The sequence below is a fragment of the Microbacterium sp. Z10_103 genome, from assembly GCF_058310455.1.
The window spans coordinates 2,386,354-2,400,602 of sequence record NZ_JBZEGK010000001.1 but is presented as its reverse complement, the minus strand read 5'-3'; the positions used below and the strand labels follow the sequence as shown (position 1 = coordinate 2,400,602).

11 protein-coding genes are annotated in these 14,249 nt (G+C 71.6%); 4 read left to right on the top strand and 7 right to left on the bottom strand.

Annotated features, from left to right (window positions below; translation table 11 throughout):
- Window positions 1-227 precede the first annotated feature (227 nt).
- Window positions 228-4,184 carry an IPT/TIG domain-containing protein gene (locus tag AC4FS2_RS11675; RefSeq protein WP_491156687.1) on the bottom strand — a complete coding sequence of 1,319 codons (3,957 nt, stop codon included), beginning with the start codon at window positions 4,182-4,184 and terminating at the stop codon, window positions 228-230.
- 148 nt (window positions 4,185-4,332) lie between these two features.
- Window positions 4,333-5,085 carry an alpha/beta fold hydrolase gene (locus AC4FS2_RS11670; RefSeq protein WP_491156688.1) on the bottom strand — a complete coding sequence of 251 codons (753 nt, stop codon included), beginning with the start codon at window positions 5,083-5,085 and terminating at the stop codon, window positions 4,333-4,335.
- A gap of 54 nt (window positions 5,086-5,139) precedes the next feature.
- Here AC4FS2_RS11670 and AC4FS2_RS11665 point away from each other — a divergent pair, with 54 nt between their 5' ends.
- A complete protein-coding gene (locus AC4FS2_RS11665) occupies window positions 5,140-5,433 on the top strand; it encodes a DUF2277 domain-containing protein (protein ID WP_491156689.1) in 294 nt (97 codons plus the stop codon).
- 21 nt (window positions 5,434-5,454) lie between these two features.
- Here the strand turns inward: AC4FS2_RS11665 and AC4FS2_RS11660 are convergent, their stop codons facing one another.
- A complete protein-coding gene (locus AC4FS2_RS11660) occupies window positions 5,455-5,943 on the bottom strand; it encodes an 8-oxo-dGTP diphosphatase (RefSeq protein ID WP_491156690.1) in 489 nt (162 codons plus the stop codon).
- Between the two features lie 166 nt (window positions 5,944-6,109).
- Between AC4FS2_RS11660 and AC4FS2_RS11655 the strand changes: the two genes are divergently transcribed.
- Genes AC4FS2_RS11655 through AC4FS2_RS11645 form a run of 3 tightly spaced genes read left to right on the top strand, consistent with a single transcriptional unit; the run spans window position 6,110 to window position 11,819 of the window.
- Window positions 6,110-7,264 carry an exonuclease SbcCD subunit D gene (locus tag AC4FS2_RS11655; protein ID WP_491156691.1) on the top strand — a complete coding sequence of 385 codons (1,155 nt, stop codon included), beginning with the start codon at window positions 6,110-6,112 and terminating at the stop codon, window positions 7,262-7,264.
- Window positions 7,261-10,254: an AAA family ATPase gene (locus tag AC4FS2_RS11650; protein WP_491156692.1), complete on the top strand. Its 2,994-nt coding sequence runs from the start codon at window positions 7,261-7,263 to the stop codon at window positions 10,252-10,254. Before AC4FS2_RS11655 ends, AC4FS2_RS11650 begins: the two co-directional genes overlap by 4 nt.
- A gap of 38 nt (window positions 10,255-10,292) precedes the next feature.
- Complete coding sequence (locus tag AC4FS2_RS11645; RefSeq protein ID WP_491156693.1) at window positions 10,293-11,819, top strand: MFS transporter; 1,527 nt, start codon at window positions 10,293-10,295, stop codon at window positions 11,817-11,819.
- On the opposite strand, the gene AC4FS2_RS11640 is transcribed toward AC4FS2_RS11645, so the two are convergent.
- Genes AC4FS2_RS11640 through AC4FS2_RS11625 form a run of 4 tightly spaced genes read right to left on the bottom strand, consistent with a single transcriptional unit; the run spans window position 11,807 to window position 14,183 of the window.
- A complete protein-coding gene (locus AC4FS2_RS11640) occupies window positions 11,807-12,364 on the bottom strand; it encodes a phosphorylase family protein (RefSeq protein WP_491156694.1) in 558 nt (185 codons plus the stop codon). The two genes, AC4FS2_RS11645 and AC4FS2_RS11640, sit on opposite strands and share 13 nt — an antisense overlap.
- A gap of 26 nt (window positions 12,365-12,390) precedes the next feature.
- The gene (locus AC4FS2_RS11635; RefSeq protein ID WP_491156695.1) at window positions 12,391-12,516 is read right to left on the bottom strand and encodes a hypothetical protein; all 126 of its coding nucleotides are present in this window, start codon (window positions 12,514-12,516) and stop codon (window positions 12,391-12,393) included.
- A gap of 7 nt (window positions 12,517-12,523) precedes the next feature.
- Complete coding sequence (locus AC4FS2_RS11630) at window positions 12,524-12,712, bottom strand: hypothetical protein (protein ID WP_491156696.1); 189 nt, start codon at window positions 12,710-12,712, stop codon at window positions 12,524-12,526.
- The gene (locus tag AC4FS2_RS11625; RefSeq protein ID WP_491156697.1) at window positions 12,705-14,183 is read right to left on the bottom strand and encodes a lipase maturation factor family protein; all 1,479 of its coding nucleotides are present in this window, start codon (window positions 14,181-14,183) and stop codon (window positions 12,705-12,707) included. The genes AC4FS2_RS11630 and AC4FS2_RS11625 overlap by 8 nt, the downstream gene beginning before the upstream one ends.
- Between the last annotated feature and the right edge of the window lie 66 nt (window positions 14,184-14,249).

Genomic DNA, 14,249 nt, shown 5'->3' with positions numbered 1-14,249 from the left:
CTCGCCCCTGCCCATATCCTCTCGGCGAGCACACACGTTACGGTGCCCCATGACGTGTGTGCTCGCCGAGTCGATCTGTGCGGGCTGGGAGGGCACGAAGTGCCACGTCGCCTCCGGGACCGGGATGGATGTCGGGGATGCGACGCACTCCCGCACGAGAGGGATGCCGCGTCGTCTCACGCGAAGGGCCGCACCGGAACTCCGGTGCGGCCCTCGCTTTGTGTGGGTCAGGCGGTGCGGCGTCGCAGGAGCCGCAGGGCCGCGCCACCGCCGAGGAGGAGCAACGCGATCCCGGCGAGAGCGACGGGTGCCTCGGCTCCCGTGGCGGGAAGCACTGCCGCGCCCGGGAAGTAGCTGAAGCCCCCCGCCAGCGAGCCGGTACCGCAGGTTCCTCCGCCGACCACGCTGACGGGCACCGCACCGGTGGCCGCCCGCGCCGGGGCCGTCGCACGGATCTCCGTGTCGCTGACGACCGTGAAGCGCGGCGACGCGGTGCCACCGAAGAGCACGGCCGTGGCACCCGTGAAGCATGAGCCGGTGATCGTCACCGTGGTGCCGCCACCTGTCGGGCCGTTCCCCGGCGTGACGGCGTCCACAGCGGTCACCGGCGTGTACGTGAACACGCCGGCGTCACTGATTCCGGCCGGGCCGGTGACGACGACATCCGCGGTACCGGGCGTGCCCGCGGGAGCGGTGATCCGCAGCTCGGTGTCGCTGACGACGACGAGCCCGGTTCCGGCAGCCCCGTCGAAGGTCACGCCGGTGACGCCCGTGAAGTTCGAGCCGGTGATGGTCACCACCGTTCCTCCGGTCTCGGGGCCGACCGCGGGATCGATCGTCCCGATCACCGGGTCGTCGGTGTACTCGTAGGCATCGGGAAGCGTGTCGGTGCCGCACGCGTCGGCACCTTCCACGGTCACGTCCACGATGCCGGTGCCCGCCGGAACGGTCGCCGTGATCCGGGTGTCGCTGTCGACGGTGAAGGATGTCGCCGGCACGCCGCCGAACGACACGTCCGTGGCGCCGGTGAAGCAGACGCCCGTGATGACGACCGTGTTCCCGCCGGCGAACGGCCCGCCCGGAGGCGTCACCGCGTCCACCTCGGTGCCCTCGATGTAGGCGAACGACAGCGGCGGCGCGTCGCCGTTGGGGTGCGTCACCACGACGGCGGCGTTCCCCGGCACGTGCGCGGGGCTCGTCACCGTGATCTGCGTGTCGCTGTCGACCGTGAACGTGGTGCCGGCCGCCCCGTCGAAGGTGACACCGGTCGCACCGGTGAAGCCCTCACCGGTGATCACGACCACCGTGCCGCCGTCCTCGGGCCCCTGGTCGGGTGTGAGCGAGGCGATGCTCGGCACGTTGAGGTACAGGAAGTCGCCGGCATCGACGTCGCCGCCGGGGTGCACGACCGTGACCGTCACGGGGCCGGGCGCGTGCGGCGGTGCCACCACCCGGATCTCCGTGTCGCTGACCACCTCGACCGTGCCTGCGGAGATGCCGTCGAAGGTGACATCCGTCGTGCCGGCGAAGCCGGAGCCGATGATCGTCACCGGCGTGCCGCCGGTCTCCGGCCCCTGTGCGGGGTCGAGATCGGTCACGACCGGAGGCAGGAAGTACTCGAATGCGTCGGGCGCTTCCGCCGTGCCGCAATCGCCCGCGCCGACGACGGTCACGTCGACCGCGCCTTCGCCCGCTCCGGCGGGGACGACCGCCGTGATCGTCGTGTCGTTCACGACCGTGAAGCTCGTGGCCGCGATGCCGTCGAACTCCACGGCGGTGGCATCCGTGAAGCACGACCCGGTGATCGTCACCGTCGTGCCGCCCGCCACCGGACCGGCGTCGGGGGAGACGGACGAGATGTCCGCGACGGCGAAGTACTCGAAGTCGAACCCTGCCGAGTCGCCGGCGGCGTTCGTCACGATCACGTCGACTCCGCCGGGCGCGTGCGGCGGCGAGACCGCCCTGATCAGCGTGTCACTGATGACCTCGAACTCCGTCGCGGGGATGCCGTCGAAGGTCACGGCCGTCGTACCGGTGAAGTCGACGCCGGTGATCTCCACCGTCGTGCCACCGGTCTCGGGGCCCCGGTCGGGGTCGATTCCCATGATGGTCGGGGCGCCGGGGTTGACGTAGGTGAACCCGTCTTGCACCGTCTCGTTCCCGCACTCGGTCGGGTTGACGATGGTGACGTCGACGAGACCGGCGGTGCCCGGCGGGGCGGTGACGGTCAGCTGGGTGTCGCTGACGACGTCGAGATCGGTCCCGGCGACACCGTCGAAGAGCACCTCGGTCGCACCGGTGAGGCAGACGCCGGTGATCGTGACTTCGGTTCCGCCCTCCGTCGTGCCGGAATCGGGAGCAATGGCGGTCACGGCCGTGACGGCGTAGTACTCGAAGACGAGTGACGTGTTCGTACCGTCCGGGCCTGTGACGGCGACCGTCACGACTCCGGGGGCTGCTCCCGCCGGGGTGACCACCGTCAGGCTGGTGTCCGAGTTGACGAGGAGTTCCGTCCCGGGCACGCCGCCGAACGTCACGTCGGTGACGTCGGTGAGGCCGGTCCCCGTGATCGTCACGGGGGTTCCGCCGGTCACCGGGCCGCGGGGCGGATCGATCGCGAGCCCGGCAGGCGGAGCCAGTGCCACGGCGCGCACGGTCGCCGAAGCCAGGCGAAGGGTGATCACGCTCGGTCCCAGATCCGGCGCGATCCGCAGCTGCACCGCGCGCTGCGTGAACGAACCGGCATCCGTTCCGGCGGCGTTGCGGAACGTGCCGGGGTTCTCCTGCACGTTGACGGTGATCTCCACGACCTCATTGACCGCGCCGAGGAGCGGCGCGAGGGCCGTGACGGCCCCGCTCGTGGTGCTGTCGAGATAGGCCTCGAATGCCGCGGGGTTCAGGGCGGGCTCGAGGACGGCGCCCACAGCGGGGACCAGTGTTGCCGTCACGTAGTCCGCGAGCGGGTCGAGGAGGAGGTCGAGGTCGACCACAGCCGGCAGGCCGGGCGCGTCCACGCTCGCCTCAGGCTCCGCGGCCCCGGGGAGGTCGAGGAAGCCCCCCACCGTGCCGTCGACGTCGATCACGAGTTCGCCGAGGGGCACCCCGGCGACGGTGAGGCTGGTCGCGACCTCGATGTCGAGAGACGCGGCGTTCAGAGCGTTCTGGAGCGCGGTGGGAAGCACTCCCGTGAGGAGACCGTCGATCGTCGCGTCGATCGCGGAGATCACCGCGGCATCGCTCAGCAGCACGGTGTTCGGATCGAGACCGTTCAGGCCCTGGAGCTCCTCCAGGTCCAGGATGATGGTGCCGGTGGACAGCACGATCGTCACGCCGTCGGCAGTCAGGGGCGTGGCCGCGGCGGCAGTGAGGGCGGCACCCAGGTCCACATCCACGTCGACCGTCGGGGTCCCGAGCACGACCGCTCCCGCGAGCAGGTCGTCCAGGGTGCCGGTCACGACTCCGAGGAGGCCCGATGCGTCCACATCGAGCGCGCCCACGGCGGCGTCGAGGTCTGCGACCTCGGTCGTCAATCCCGCGTACAGGGCGGCCAGAGCGGGCGACTGCAGGATGAGGTCACCGCTCGCGATCTGGTAGTCGCTGTCGATCGTGGCACCGGTGGTGGTGCGGGTGGCGCTCGCCTCGGCGGCGAGGGCGCCCAGCTCGAGCGAGGCGCTGCTGAGGAGATCCGTGGCATCCAGGGCCGAGAGCACCGGCGTCAGGTCCACGGTGGTGTTCTCACCCGGAGCGCCCGTACCGGCCGCGATTGCGCCGTCGGCGGCGAGAAGGCCGGAGGATGCGAAGGCGCCGGTCGCGTCCGTCCGGGCGTACTGATCGACAGCCCCGAGCTCTACGACGTCACTGCCGCCGAAGAGCTGGACGCCGAGCCCGAGGTCCAGAAGTCCGAGCGCGGTGACGTCCAGCGCCTGGCGCGACGACCCGCCCGGCGGAAAGGCGTTGTACGGCGCCTGCAGCGTCGCCAGGGCGTCGATGTTCACGGCGCCGCCCGAGCCGGAGAGGAATAACCCCTCCGCCTCTGCGCGATCCCCCGGTGCCGCCAACGCCGGCGTCGCTCCCGCGATGACGAGCGCGGCGGCCAGTGCCGCCGATGTCGTCGCGATGGCGCGCCGTCGCCTCCTCGACCCGCCGCGCCGTCCGCTTCCGTCTGCCCGATTCGTTTCCGACACGAACTGCCCCGTTCACCCTCGGTCGGACGGCTTGCCCCCTGCCAGTCGTCGCCTTCGGTCCTCGGAACTTAGCGGCCTGGACGTCGGGGAATTTGACCGTTGACACCGGTGGACACGGCACGCCAATATTTTCTGCCCGTGCTGCGTGTCAGGCGGTGGCGAACACCAGGATGCGGGCCGCCGCGGGCGCTGCATCCCGGATCATCATCTCGTGTCCGCAGTCGGGGATCTCCTCCAGCCGACCGTCGGGGAGAGAATCCGCGACGAAGCGGCACCAATCCCGCGGGCATACCGGATCGTGCGCGCCGCGCAGCACGAGCGTCGGCACTTTCACCCGCGGAAGGGTGTTCTCCGGCCGATGCGCCAGCATCGCCCGGAACTTGCGCCTCAGGTGCGGCCCGGCGCGGACGTATTCGCGGGCGCCGGCGAAGATGACCTTCGGGTGCTCGTTCGCGACGTCGCGCAGGAGCCGCCACCCCTGGACGATCAGGTTGCGGGCGTGGCGGTCGACGGTCGGGGCGGCCAGGACGAGGCACGACACGATGCCGGGGTGGCGGGCGGCCACCTCCAGTGCCACCTGCGAGCCCATCGAGTGTCCGACGATCACGATGCGGCCAGGGACGCGCGCGACGAGAAAGGCGGCGACGAGGTCCGCCATCCGCTCGATCGCGGGCGTGCGGGCGGGTTCAGGGGCCTCGCCGTAGCCGGGCAGGTCGATCGCGATCACGCGGCCGTGCCGCCGGAGGTGCCGTGCCGCGTCCGCGAAGACAGTACGGCCCATGCCGATGCCGTGCACCAGCACGAACGTCGTCGGCCCGGTGCCCTGGGCTTCGGCTACGAGGGTCGACCCGGAAGCAGTGAACGAACTGACCGACGCATCATCGCTCAGTTCGGGCTCCACGCCTCGACGCTAGCGGCTCTGGATGCGGAGACGCGACGCGCGTACCGTGGCGGCATGTGCCGGAACATCCACACCCTCCACAACTTCGCACCGGCCGCGACGGACGACGAGATCCACGCGGCCGCGCTGCAGTACGTGCGCAAGATCGCCGGAACGACCAAGCCCTCCCGTGCGAACCAGGAGGCGTTCGACCGGGCGGTGGCCGACATCGCGCATGCCACCGAACACCTCCTCCACGACCTCGTGGCCGTCGCCCCGCCGAAGGACCGCGATGAGGAAGCCGCGAAGGCACGCGCCCGCGCCGAGCGCTCGGGCCGGTACGCGCCGCGCGTCGCCGCTGCATCCTGACGGTGTCCGGCGCCCCGTGCGTCACGCGACCGAGCGCGGGCCCTCCGCCACGACCGTGGCCAGGTCATCGCCGAACGTGTAGGTCGCGCTGACCGAGCCGCCGCGGAGGACGTCGGGGAGCCACCGCGCCGCGTCGTCCCACATGTCCGCGAACGGGATGCCGCCGACGGGAAACCACGCCGGGACGATCTCCTCCGTTTCGGCCGGCTCGCCCTCCCACCGTCGGCAGGTGAAGACGTGGGAGCGCTGCGACCACGCCGGTCGCGTCGGGAAGAGGTAGTCGAGCACTCCGGCGGGGACGAGGTCGTCCGCATCCACCCGCAGCCCCGTCTCCTCCGTGATCTCCCGGACCGCGCCCTCGCGGACGCTCTCGCCGCGCTCCACCTTGCCGCCGATGCCGACGACGCGGCCGAGCCCGAGTCCGCGGCGCTTGTAGCCGAGGAGCACGTCGAGGCCGCCGTCCGCACGGTCGCGGAGGAGATAGACGACGCACACGTCGGGCAGATCCACGCGTCGAGGCTATCCGGCCCGTGTTTCCGTCGTGTGGCGCTCTCGCGTCCCATCCACTCGCCACAATCGGCGGCGGTCTCGCGCCAAACCGTGCGTTTGCTGGCGAGTCGACGGGGGTGCGGGGTGCCTCCGGGGCGATGTCGGAGGGGCGACGTAGCGTGCTGGCATGCGCATCCTGCACACCTCCGACTGGCACATCGGGCGGTCCTTCCACGGACATGCCACCCTCGATGCGCTCCGCGACGTGCTGCGTGCGCTGGTCGCGCAGGTGGAGGAGCACCGCGTGGATGTCGTCGTGCTGGCCGGTGACGTGTTCGACTCCGCCGCTCCGGCCCCCGCCTGCTACGCCCTGCTCACCGACACGCTCGCCGCGATCTCCGCGGCGGGGGCCCGCATCGTCGTCACCAGCGGCAACCACGACTCCGCCGCACGCCTCGGGTTCCAGTCCGCGCTCCTGCGGGAGGGCATCACGGTTCTCACCGATCCCGGTGCTGTCGGGACCCCGGTGACGATCGCCGACGCCGACGGTCCCGTGCACTTCTACGGCATCCCCTACCTCGAGCCGGCGATCGTCCGGCACCGCTGGGAGGGTGTCGAGCTGCGCAGCCAGGCCCAGACGATGATCCACGCGATGGATCTCGTCCGCGCCGACCTCGCCGAGCGCGGTGGCCGTTCCGTGGCCCTGGCGCACTGCTTCGCCGCGGGTGTGGAGGCCACGCCCGGCGTGGAACGCGAGATCCGCCAGGGCGGTCTCGACGTCGTGCCGCTGTCGGCCTTCGACGGACCGGACTACGTCGCGCTCGGGCACATCCACGGGCGCCAGCAGCTGTCCGAGCGCGTGCGGTACGCCGGCGCACCGCTGCACTACAGCTTCGGCGAGGGCGACAAGCCGCGCGGCTCCTGGCTGGTCGAGCTGGATGCCGCGGGCTTGTCCGGCGTCGAATGGTTGCCGCTCCCGGTTCCGCGGCGACTCGTCACCCTGCGCGGAACGCTCGACGAACTCCTCGACGACGCGCGGTTCGCCGCCGACGAAGACGCCTGGGTGTGTGCGCAGTACACCGACCCGACGCCGCAGATCGAGCCCCTGCGGCGCCTGCAGCGCCGGTTCGCGTTCTGCGCCACGGTCATCCACAGCCCCGAGGGTGTCCCGGCTCCCGACGGCCGCGACTACTCGGGTCGCGTGCGCGCGGCGCGCGACGATGTCGAGCTGTTCGAAGCCTTCCTCGCCCACGTGCGCGCGGGCGACGGTGCCAGCGACGCCGAGCGTGACCTCATCCGCGACGTCGTCGACACGCGCACGGTCGCGGAGGCGCACGCATGAAACTGCACCGGCTCGAACTGGCGGGGTTCGGTCCCTTCCGCGAGCGTCAGTTCGTCGACTTCGATGCGTTCGCCGACGACGGTATCTTCCTCATCTCCGGGCGCACCGGGGCGGGGAAATCCAGCGTCCTCGACGGCGTCTGCTACGCCCTGTTCGGCGGAGTGCCGCGCTATGACGGCAGTGAGCGCCGCTTGCGCAGCGACCACTGCGACCCCGAAGACCCCACCGAGGTCGTCCTCGAGTTCACGGCGGCCGATCGGCGCTGGCGCGTCACCCGCTCGCCGGAATACGAAAGGCCCAAGCTGCGGGGCGGCGGAATGACCACCGAGCCGCACCGGGCGATGCTCGAGGAGTACGACGGCGCCCGCTGGAGCGGCGTGGCCGCCCGCCCCGTCGATGTCGCCGCGCATCTCGACGAGATCGTCGGCCTGACGCAGCAGCAGTTCCTGCAGGTCATCCTGCTCGCCCAGAACCGGTTCGCCCGCTTCCTCCTCGCCCGCAACGACGAGCGCCAGGCGCTGCTGCGGACGCTGTTCGGCACCCGCACGTACGAGGAGTACGCCGAGATCCTCGACCGCATGCGCAAAGACGCAGAGGCGGCTCTGGCCGGTGAAGGTGAGAACGTGCGGATGCTGCTGGAGGAGGCCGAGCGTACCGCCCGCTCCTCCGATCTCCTGCCCGAGGACGGTGCGGCCGAGGCCGGGATCGCGGGGCGACTGGCCGCCGTCGTCCGCGCGGTGGAGCGTGCCGCCTACCGGGCGGACGCTGCCGCGCAACAGCTCCGCACCGTCGACGCCGCCTTGGACGATGCTCTCGCACGCGAGCGAGCCGCCGTGTCGCTCGCCGAGCAGCAGCGCCAGCGGCTCGAGGTGCGAGCGCGTCTGGCGCGTCTCGAAGTCGAGGCGCCCGCGATCGAGCAGCAGCGCGGCACCCTTGCGCGGGCGCGCGCGGCGAAAGACCTGCGCGCGGCGCTGGACGCCGCCGATCGTGCGGCAGCGGCCGCGGCCACGAGCGCCGCCGCGGCGGCTGCGGCGATCGAGTCCTGGGCCGTTGCGGGGGAGACTGCGACCACGCCCTCGCAGCTGCGGGCACGCGAAGACGAGCTGGCCGCGGTCGTCGCCGCCTGCACGGAGGCGCTGACCGCCGAGGGCGAGCTGGCCGCCGCCGAGAAGGACGTCGCCCGCGCCACGGAGGCGGCCACCGCCGCCGAGCAGGCCGTGGAAGACCTCGATGCCCAGCGAGCGGCCGTCCCCGGGCTCCTGCACGACCTCGATGCGCAGCTGAGCGCCCTTGCGTCTGCGCCGGCGGATCATGCCACCGCGGCCGCGCTCGTCGCGGACACCGAACGCCGCCTCGCTGCCGCGCGCGAGGCCGATGCCCTGGCGGCGCCCCTGCACACGGCCGAACTCCGCGCCGTCGAGCGCGGCTCCGCTCTCGCGGAGGCGACCGCTCGGCACACCCTGCTCCTCCAACGGCGGCTGTCGTCGGCCGCGGGCGACCTGGCCGCCCGACTGGTCGCGGGTGAACCCTGCCCGGTCTGCGGAGGCGCGGAGCATCCGCATCCCGCACCGCCGTCCGATCAGCCGGTCACCGACGCCGAACTCGACGCAGCCGCCCGCGCGAAGGACGACGCCCTGACCGCCGACCGACGAGCCACCGAGGCGCTGCGTGCGGCCAGCGACGCCCATGCCGCGGCGATGGGTCGGGCCGGCAGTGGTTCCCTCCAGGAGGCCGAACGCGCCGCCGAGGCCGCGCATAAGGCGCTCGCGGTGGCGGAGCAGAACCTCGCCTCGCTCGAGCGGTTGTCCGCCGAGCGTGCGGGCCTTGCCGCCGCCGACGCCGAGGCCGCCACCGCCCGCGAGGCGCTCGTGGCTGAAGCCGCGAGCTGCCGGCAGGAGGCTGCCCTCGCCGGGCAGCGTGCCGAAGCCCTCCGCGCCCGGGTCGACGCAGCGCGCGGGGATGCGGCTTCGGTCGCCGAGCGCCGCGACGACGCCGAGCGGCGCCGTGGCCTGCTCCGCGCCCTCGGGGATCGCGCGGCCGACAGTGCCCTGCGCGCCCAGGTGTGGGGCGACGCTGTCGTCGATCGGGATGCGCGCCTCGCCGCCTCCGTCTTCGCCGATGCCGACGAGGCACGGGCGGCCTTGCGCAGCGCCGGCGACCGCGCGTCGATGGAGGAGAAGGTGCGGGCACACGAGAGCGCCGAGCGTGCCGATCGTTCCCGCCTCCTCGAACTCGAGCTCGCCCTTGTCGAGCAGCCGGAGGAGCCGATCGACCTGGAGCCGGTGCGCGCCGCGCTGACCGACGCGCGCGACCGCGTCACGGCGGCGGCCGCGACCGTCGCCGAGACGACCGCCGTGGTCGACCGCCTGCGCGACCTCGCCGAGCGGACGGATGCCGCGCACCGGGCCATCGCCGAGACCAGCGCGCGAGCGGCCGTCGTCACCCGCCTCGCGAACACGGTGTCCGGCCGCGCGCCGAACACGCACCGGATGACCCTCGAGACGTTCGTGCTGGCCGCCGAGCTGGAGGAGATCGTCGCTGCGGCGAACCTGCGCCTGGCCGACATGTCGAACGGCCGCTACCGGCTTCAGCACTCCGACGCGCTCGCCGCGCGCGGCGCGGCCTCCGGTCTCGGCCTCGAGGTGCTGGACGCCTACACCGGTCAGGCGCGTCCTCCGCAGTCGCTCTCCGGTGGCGAGACCTTCCTCGCCTCTCTGGCGTTGGCGCTCGGCCTCGCCGAGGTCGTGACGGCACGAGCCGGCGGCATCCGCCTCGACACCCTGTTCATCGACGAGGGCTTCGGTTCGCTGGATGACGACACCCTCGAACTCGCCATGCGCGCCCTCGACGAACTGCGCCAGGGCGGACGCACCGTCGGCGTCATCAGCCATGTCGCCGCGATGAAAGAGCAACTGCCCGCCCAGCTTCTCGTGGAGGCGGGCCCCCAGGGCGCCAGCGTCATCCGCTCGGGGGCGACGGCGCTCGCCTGAGGCCGGAGGGCCCGCCGCGGGAGAGTACCCTGAGGGGAATGTCCTCCGACTCCCGCTCCGCGAGCCCAGCCGGCGGGCACCCGCCCACCCGCGACATCGTGCTTTCGCCCGCACACCGGTGGCGTGCGTACTGGATCGCCGTCTCCGTCGCGGCCATCACCATCCTCGACCTGACCAAGGTCAACGTCGCGCTGCCGGTCATCGAGACCGCGCTCAACGCCGGCCCGACGGAGCTCCAGCTGATCGTGTCGGGCTACATCCTCACGTTCGGCCTTGTGCTCGTCCCCGCCGGCCGCCTGGGCGACTTGCGATCACGGCGGATGCTGTTCATCGTCGGGTTGTCCCTGTTCCTGGTCACGAGCCTGGCGTGCGCGCTGGCACCCGACGCCGGGTGGCTCCTCGCGTTCCGCCTCCTCCAGGGCGTGGCGGCAGGCATCCAGATGCCCCAGGTGCTCGGGCTCATCCAGCAGCTGTTCGTCGGCGCCGAGCGCGGTCGCGCCTTCGGTCTGTTCGGTGCCACGATCAGCATCGCCACGGCCCTCGGCCCGACCCTCGGAGGTCTGCTGATCGCCCTGGGCGGCGAGGCCGACGGCTGGCGGCTCATCTTCTGGATCAACGTCCCGCTGACCCTCATCGTCATCGTCCTCGCGGCAACGATGCTCCCGAGCACGCGCACCAAATCGCACCGGCGACTCGACCTGGATCCCGTGGGTGTCGTGCTGTTCGGTCTCACCGTGCTGGCATTCATGTGGCCGTTCCTCTTCACCACGGGCGCTCCGGGGGACGACCCGCGGCGCTGGTGGTTCCTCGTGGCCGGCGTGGTCTTCATTGCGCTGTTCCTGGTCTGGGAGCGGCGATACGCCGGGCGGGGAAAGCTGCCGCTGATCCCCTTCTCCGTCTTCCGTGCCGGGTCCTTCCGCAACGGGGTGATGGTCTCAGCGGCCTACTTCGCCGGCGGCCCCGCCATGTTCCTCCTCGGCACGCTGTACCTGCAGACCGGGCTCGGCCTGGCACCCGTCTTCGCGGGCATGGTGACCATCGGCTTCGCGGTCGCCTCGGCGTTCTCCTCCTGGATCGGCGGCGTCCTGGTCAACCGTCTCGGACGACCGCTCGTGGTCTGGGGCCTCGTCGGTCTTCTGGTCAGCGTCGGCGGGCTCGTCCTCGTCGTCCTGCTCACCCCGCCCGAATGGACGGCGTGGGCGATGACCGCGGTCATGGTGCTGGGCGGATTCGCTGCGGGCCTGGTGATCTCCCCGAACCAGACGCTCATGCTGGCCGACATCCCGGTGCAGCAGGGCGGCGTCGCCGGATCCATCGGTCAGCTCGGTCAGCGCATCGGCACGGCCGTCGGCACGGCGGTCGCGCTGGCGCTGTTCTACTCCACGGTGTATCGGGAGCAGGGCAGCGAGCCCGACCTCGTGGTCTACCACGATGCGTATGCGACCGGGATGATCGCGGTCGGCGTCTTCCTGGGGCTCGCGCTCATCGCCGGTGTCGTCGACCTGGCCTCACGTCGGCGCAGAGGCGAACCCATGACGCCCGCCGGCGCGGATCAGACGCCGTAAAGCTCGCGCACGCTCTCGCGCAACTGGCGTGAGCACTCCAGCACCGCGGTGTCCCACAGCTCGGTGGCGCCGTCCTGGGCGCGGTCGGACACGGCCTTGAGGATGCGCACGGGCACGCCGAATCGCGCGGCCACCCACGCGTAGGCGTAGGACTCCATGTCGACCAGGCCTGCCCCCAGCCCGCGGATGACCGTCACCGCCTCCGCGTCGTCCACGAAGGAGTCTCCGGTCGCGATCGTGACTCCTCTGGCCCCCACGACCACCCGGGTGGGGAGGGAGAGATGCTGGCCCCGCACGCCCGCAAGATCCTGTACGTCGTGCTGGACCGTCGCGTCGATCTCGTACACGCCCGGCGCCAAACCGGGGTCGACGGCGCCCGCCGTTCCGACCACCACGATCTCGTCGTAGTGCGCAGCATCCAGCGCTCGTGTCAGCGCATAGGTGGCCTGCAGTTTGCCGACCCCCGTGAGGAGTCGGTCGAACCCCGGGAGCTCGGGCTCGAAGGCGGTCAGTTCGTCCGCGTGCGCGGCGACGAGCAGTCTCATGCGATCAATCTTCCTTCCGCTCCGGCTCAGCCACCGGAGGTGAGGATCCCGATGATCCCCGATGCCAGCATGTACACACCGATCCCACCCACGATGATCCAGATGCCGACGCGCGCCGGGGACGGTTTTTTCGGGTCGTTCGCGGGGAGCATGGGGTCCTCAGGGTCGGACGAGAGTGAAGATGGCGGCGGCGAGCGTGAGCACGCCCCCGATCGCGGCGATCAGGGCGACGATCGGCCCCCCGCCGAACAGGTACGCCAGCACTGCCAGTGCCAGGAATACCACGCCGATGACGATGCCGATGATCGCGGCGGTCGGGGGCCGTCGGGCGGGGCGGTCGTTATCCATCCCGACCAGGGTATCCGGTCGGGAGCAGGCGGACGGGGCCGAGCACCGTTTCCTGGGGTGTGCGATGCCATACCGCGCGCGATCGGCGGTGTTCCGCGCGCGTGGTGAATCGGTAGTGGTACGCGGTCACGCGCACCCAGGTCGGTCGGCGCCCGGAGAAGGGGTCGTGCCGGAGGAGCCGCAGCATCCGCGGGTCGGCCTCGAGGAGTTTCCCGACGAAAGCTTCGAACCAGTCCTCGAGTGATCGGCCGAGGGGGAGGAACCACATCAGCCAGTCCAGCCGCAGGTGGTACGGAGCGACCTGGGGCGGGATGCGGCGGACGTCCCCCGGTTTGCCGCGAAACCCGTACTCCTGCCAGACGGTGGCGGGATCGCCCGGGTCCTCGGAGTCGGTGCCCTCGACGATGTACTCGATACGGCGTTTGGTGACCGTACCGAAGGCGCCGTAGGCGTTGGCGAGGTTCCAGCGGTTGAAGCTCGCGTTCATGAGTTGTCGGCGAGCGGTGAGGTTGCGCACCGCCGGCCAGCTCAGCACCACGTACAGCGCCGCGACCGCCGAGGTGACCACAAGCCAGGGCAGCGGCAACGCGGCGGACGCCCCCGCGCCGGGGATGCTGATCGCCGAGAACGCGAGCACGATGGAAATCCAGTTCAGCCACGCGAAGTTCCCGGTGACCACGAGCCACAGCTGCGTGGCGACGACGATGGCGCCGGCGACCGTGCCGATCCAGGCGAACCCGGGCCAGGGGATCCACACGCCCAGGAGAGGGACGAACAAGAACCACGGCACCACGAGCTGCGCGAAGTGGTTGCCGAGCACTTCGCCCTTGTGGAACCAGCGGGGCAGCAGATGGGCCTGCCGGCTCAGCGGACCGGGCATCGGCTGCGTCTCGTGGTGGTACGTGAGGGCGGTGAGATCTCGCCACTCCGATCCGCCGCGGATCTTGATCATCCCGGCGCCGAATTCCAGGCGGAACACGAGCCACCAGAACAGGACGATGACGACGGTCGGCGGCGGGGACGAGGACGAGCCGAGAAAGGCCGCGAGGAACCCGGCCTCCAGCAGCAGCATCTCCCACCCGAAGCCGTAGAACGTCTGGCCGATGCTGACGATCGACATGTACGCCAGCCACACGAACAGGAAGCACAGCATCGGCACCCACGCGGGGCCGAGCTGGGGGAGTCCCACCACGAGCGATGCAGCGACCAGCATCCCCGCGCCGCAGAGGAGGAGCAGGCGGCGGTCGGTGTACGGCCACCACCGGAAGATCGTGGGATGCAGCATCCGCTGTGCCCGTTTCGATGACCGCACCCAGCCCAGTAGCTGCGGAGCGGGCAGCAGGCCGTTCTCACCGAGGAGCGCGCGGAATTGCGCGGCTGTGGACAGGAACGCCACGACGTAGATGGCCGCGATACCGCGCTGAAGCACCTCGCGGGCGAACCCGAAGTCGATCGCAGCGAAGCCGTCCATGAACCGAGGGTAGGGGCGCCCCACCGCCGGCGGCAGCGGGTTGCGGGGCGCTTCGGAGGCGTTCCG

Excerpts from the sequence above, each read along its gene's own strand:
- AC4FS2_RS11665 (WP_491156689.1), top strand. The coding sequence starts at position 5,140 with ATGTGCCGGAACATCCACACCCTCCACAACTTCGCACCGGCCGCGACG.
- AC4FS2_RS11655 (WP_491156691.1), top strand. The coding sequence starts at position 6,110 with ATGCGCATCCTGCACACCTCCGACTGGCACATCGGGCGGTCCTTCCAC.
- AC4FS2_RS11650 (WP_491156692.1), top strand. The coding sequence starts at position 7,261 with ATGAAACTGCACCGGCTCGAACTGGCGGGGTTCGGTCCCTTCCGCGAG.
- AC4FS2_RS11645 (WP_491156693.1), top strand. The coding sequence starts at position 10,293 with ATGTCCTCCGACTCCCGCTCCGCGAGCCCAGCCGGCGGGCACCCGCCC.
- AC4FS2_RS11640 (WP_491156694.1), bottom strand. The coding sequence starts at position 12,364 with ATGAGACTGCTCGTCGCCGCGCACGCGGACGAACTGACCGCCTTCGAG.
- AC4FS2_RS11635 (WP_491156695.1), bottom strand. The coding sequence starts at position 12,516 with ATGCTCCCCGCGAACGACCCGAAAAAACCGTCCCCGGCGCGCGTCGGC.
- AC4FS2_RS11630 (WP_491156696.1), bottom strand. The coding sequence starts at position 12,712 with ATGGATAACGACCGCCCCGCCCGACGGCCCCCGACCGCCGCGATCATC.
- AC4FS2_RS11625 (WP_491156697.1), bottom strand. The coding sequence starts at position 14,183 with ATGGACGGCTTCGCTGCGATCGACTTCGGGTTCGCCCGCGAGGTGCTT.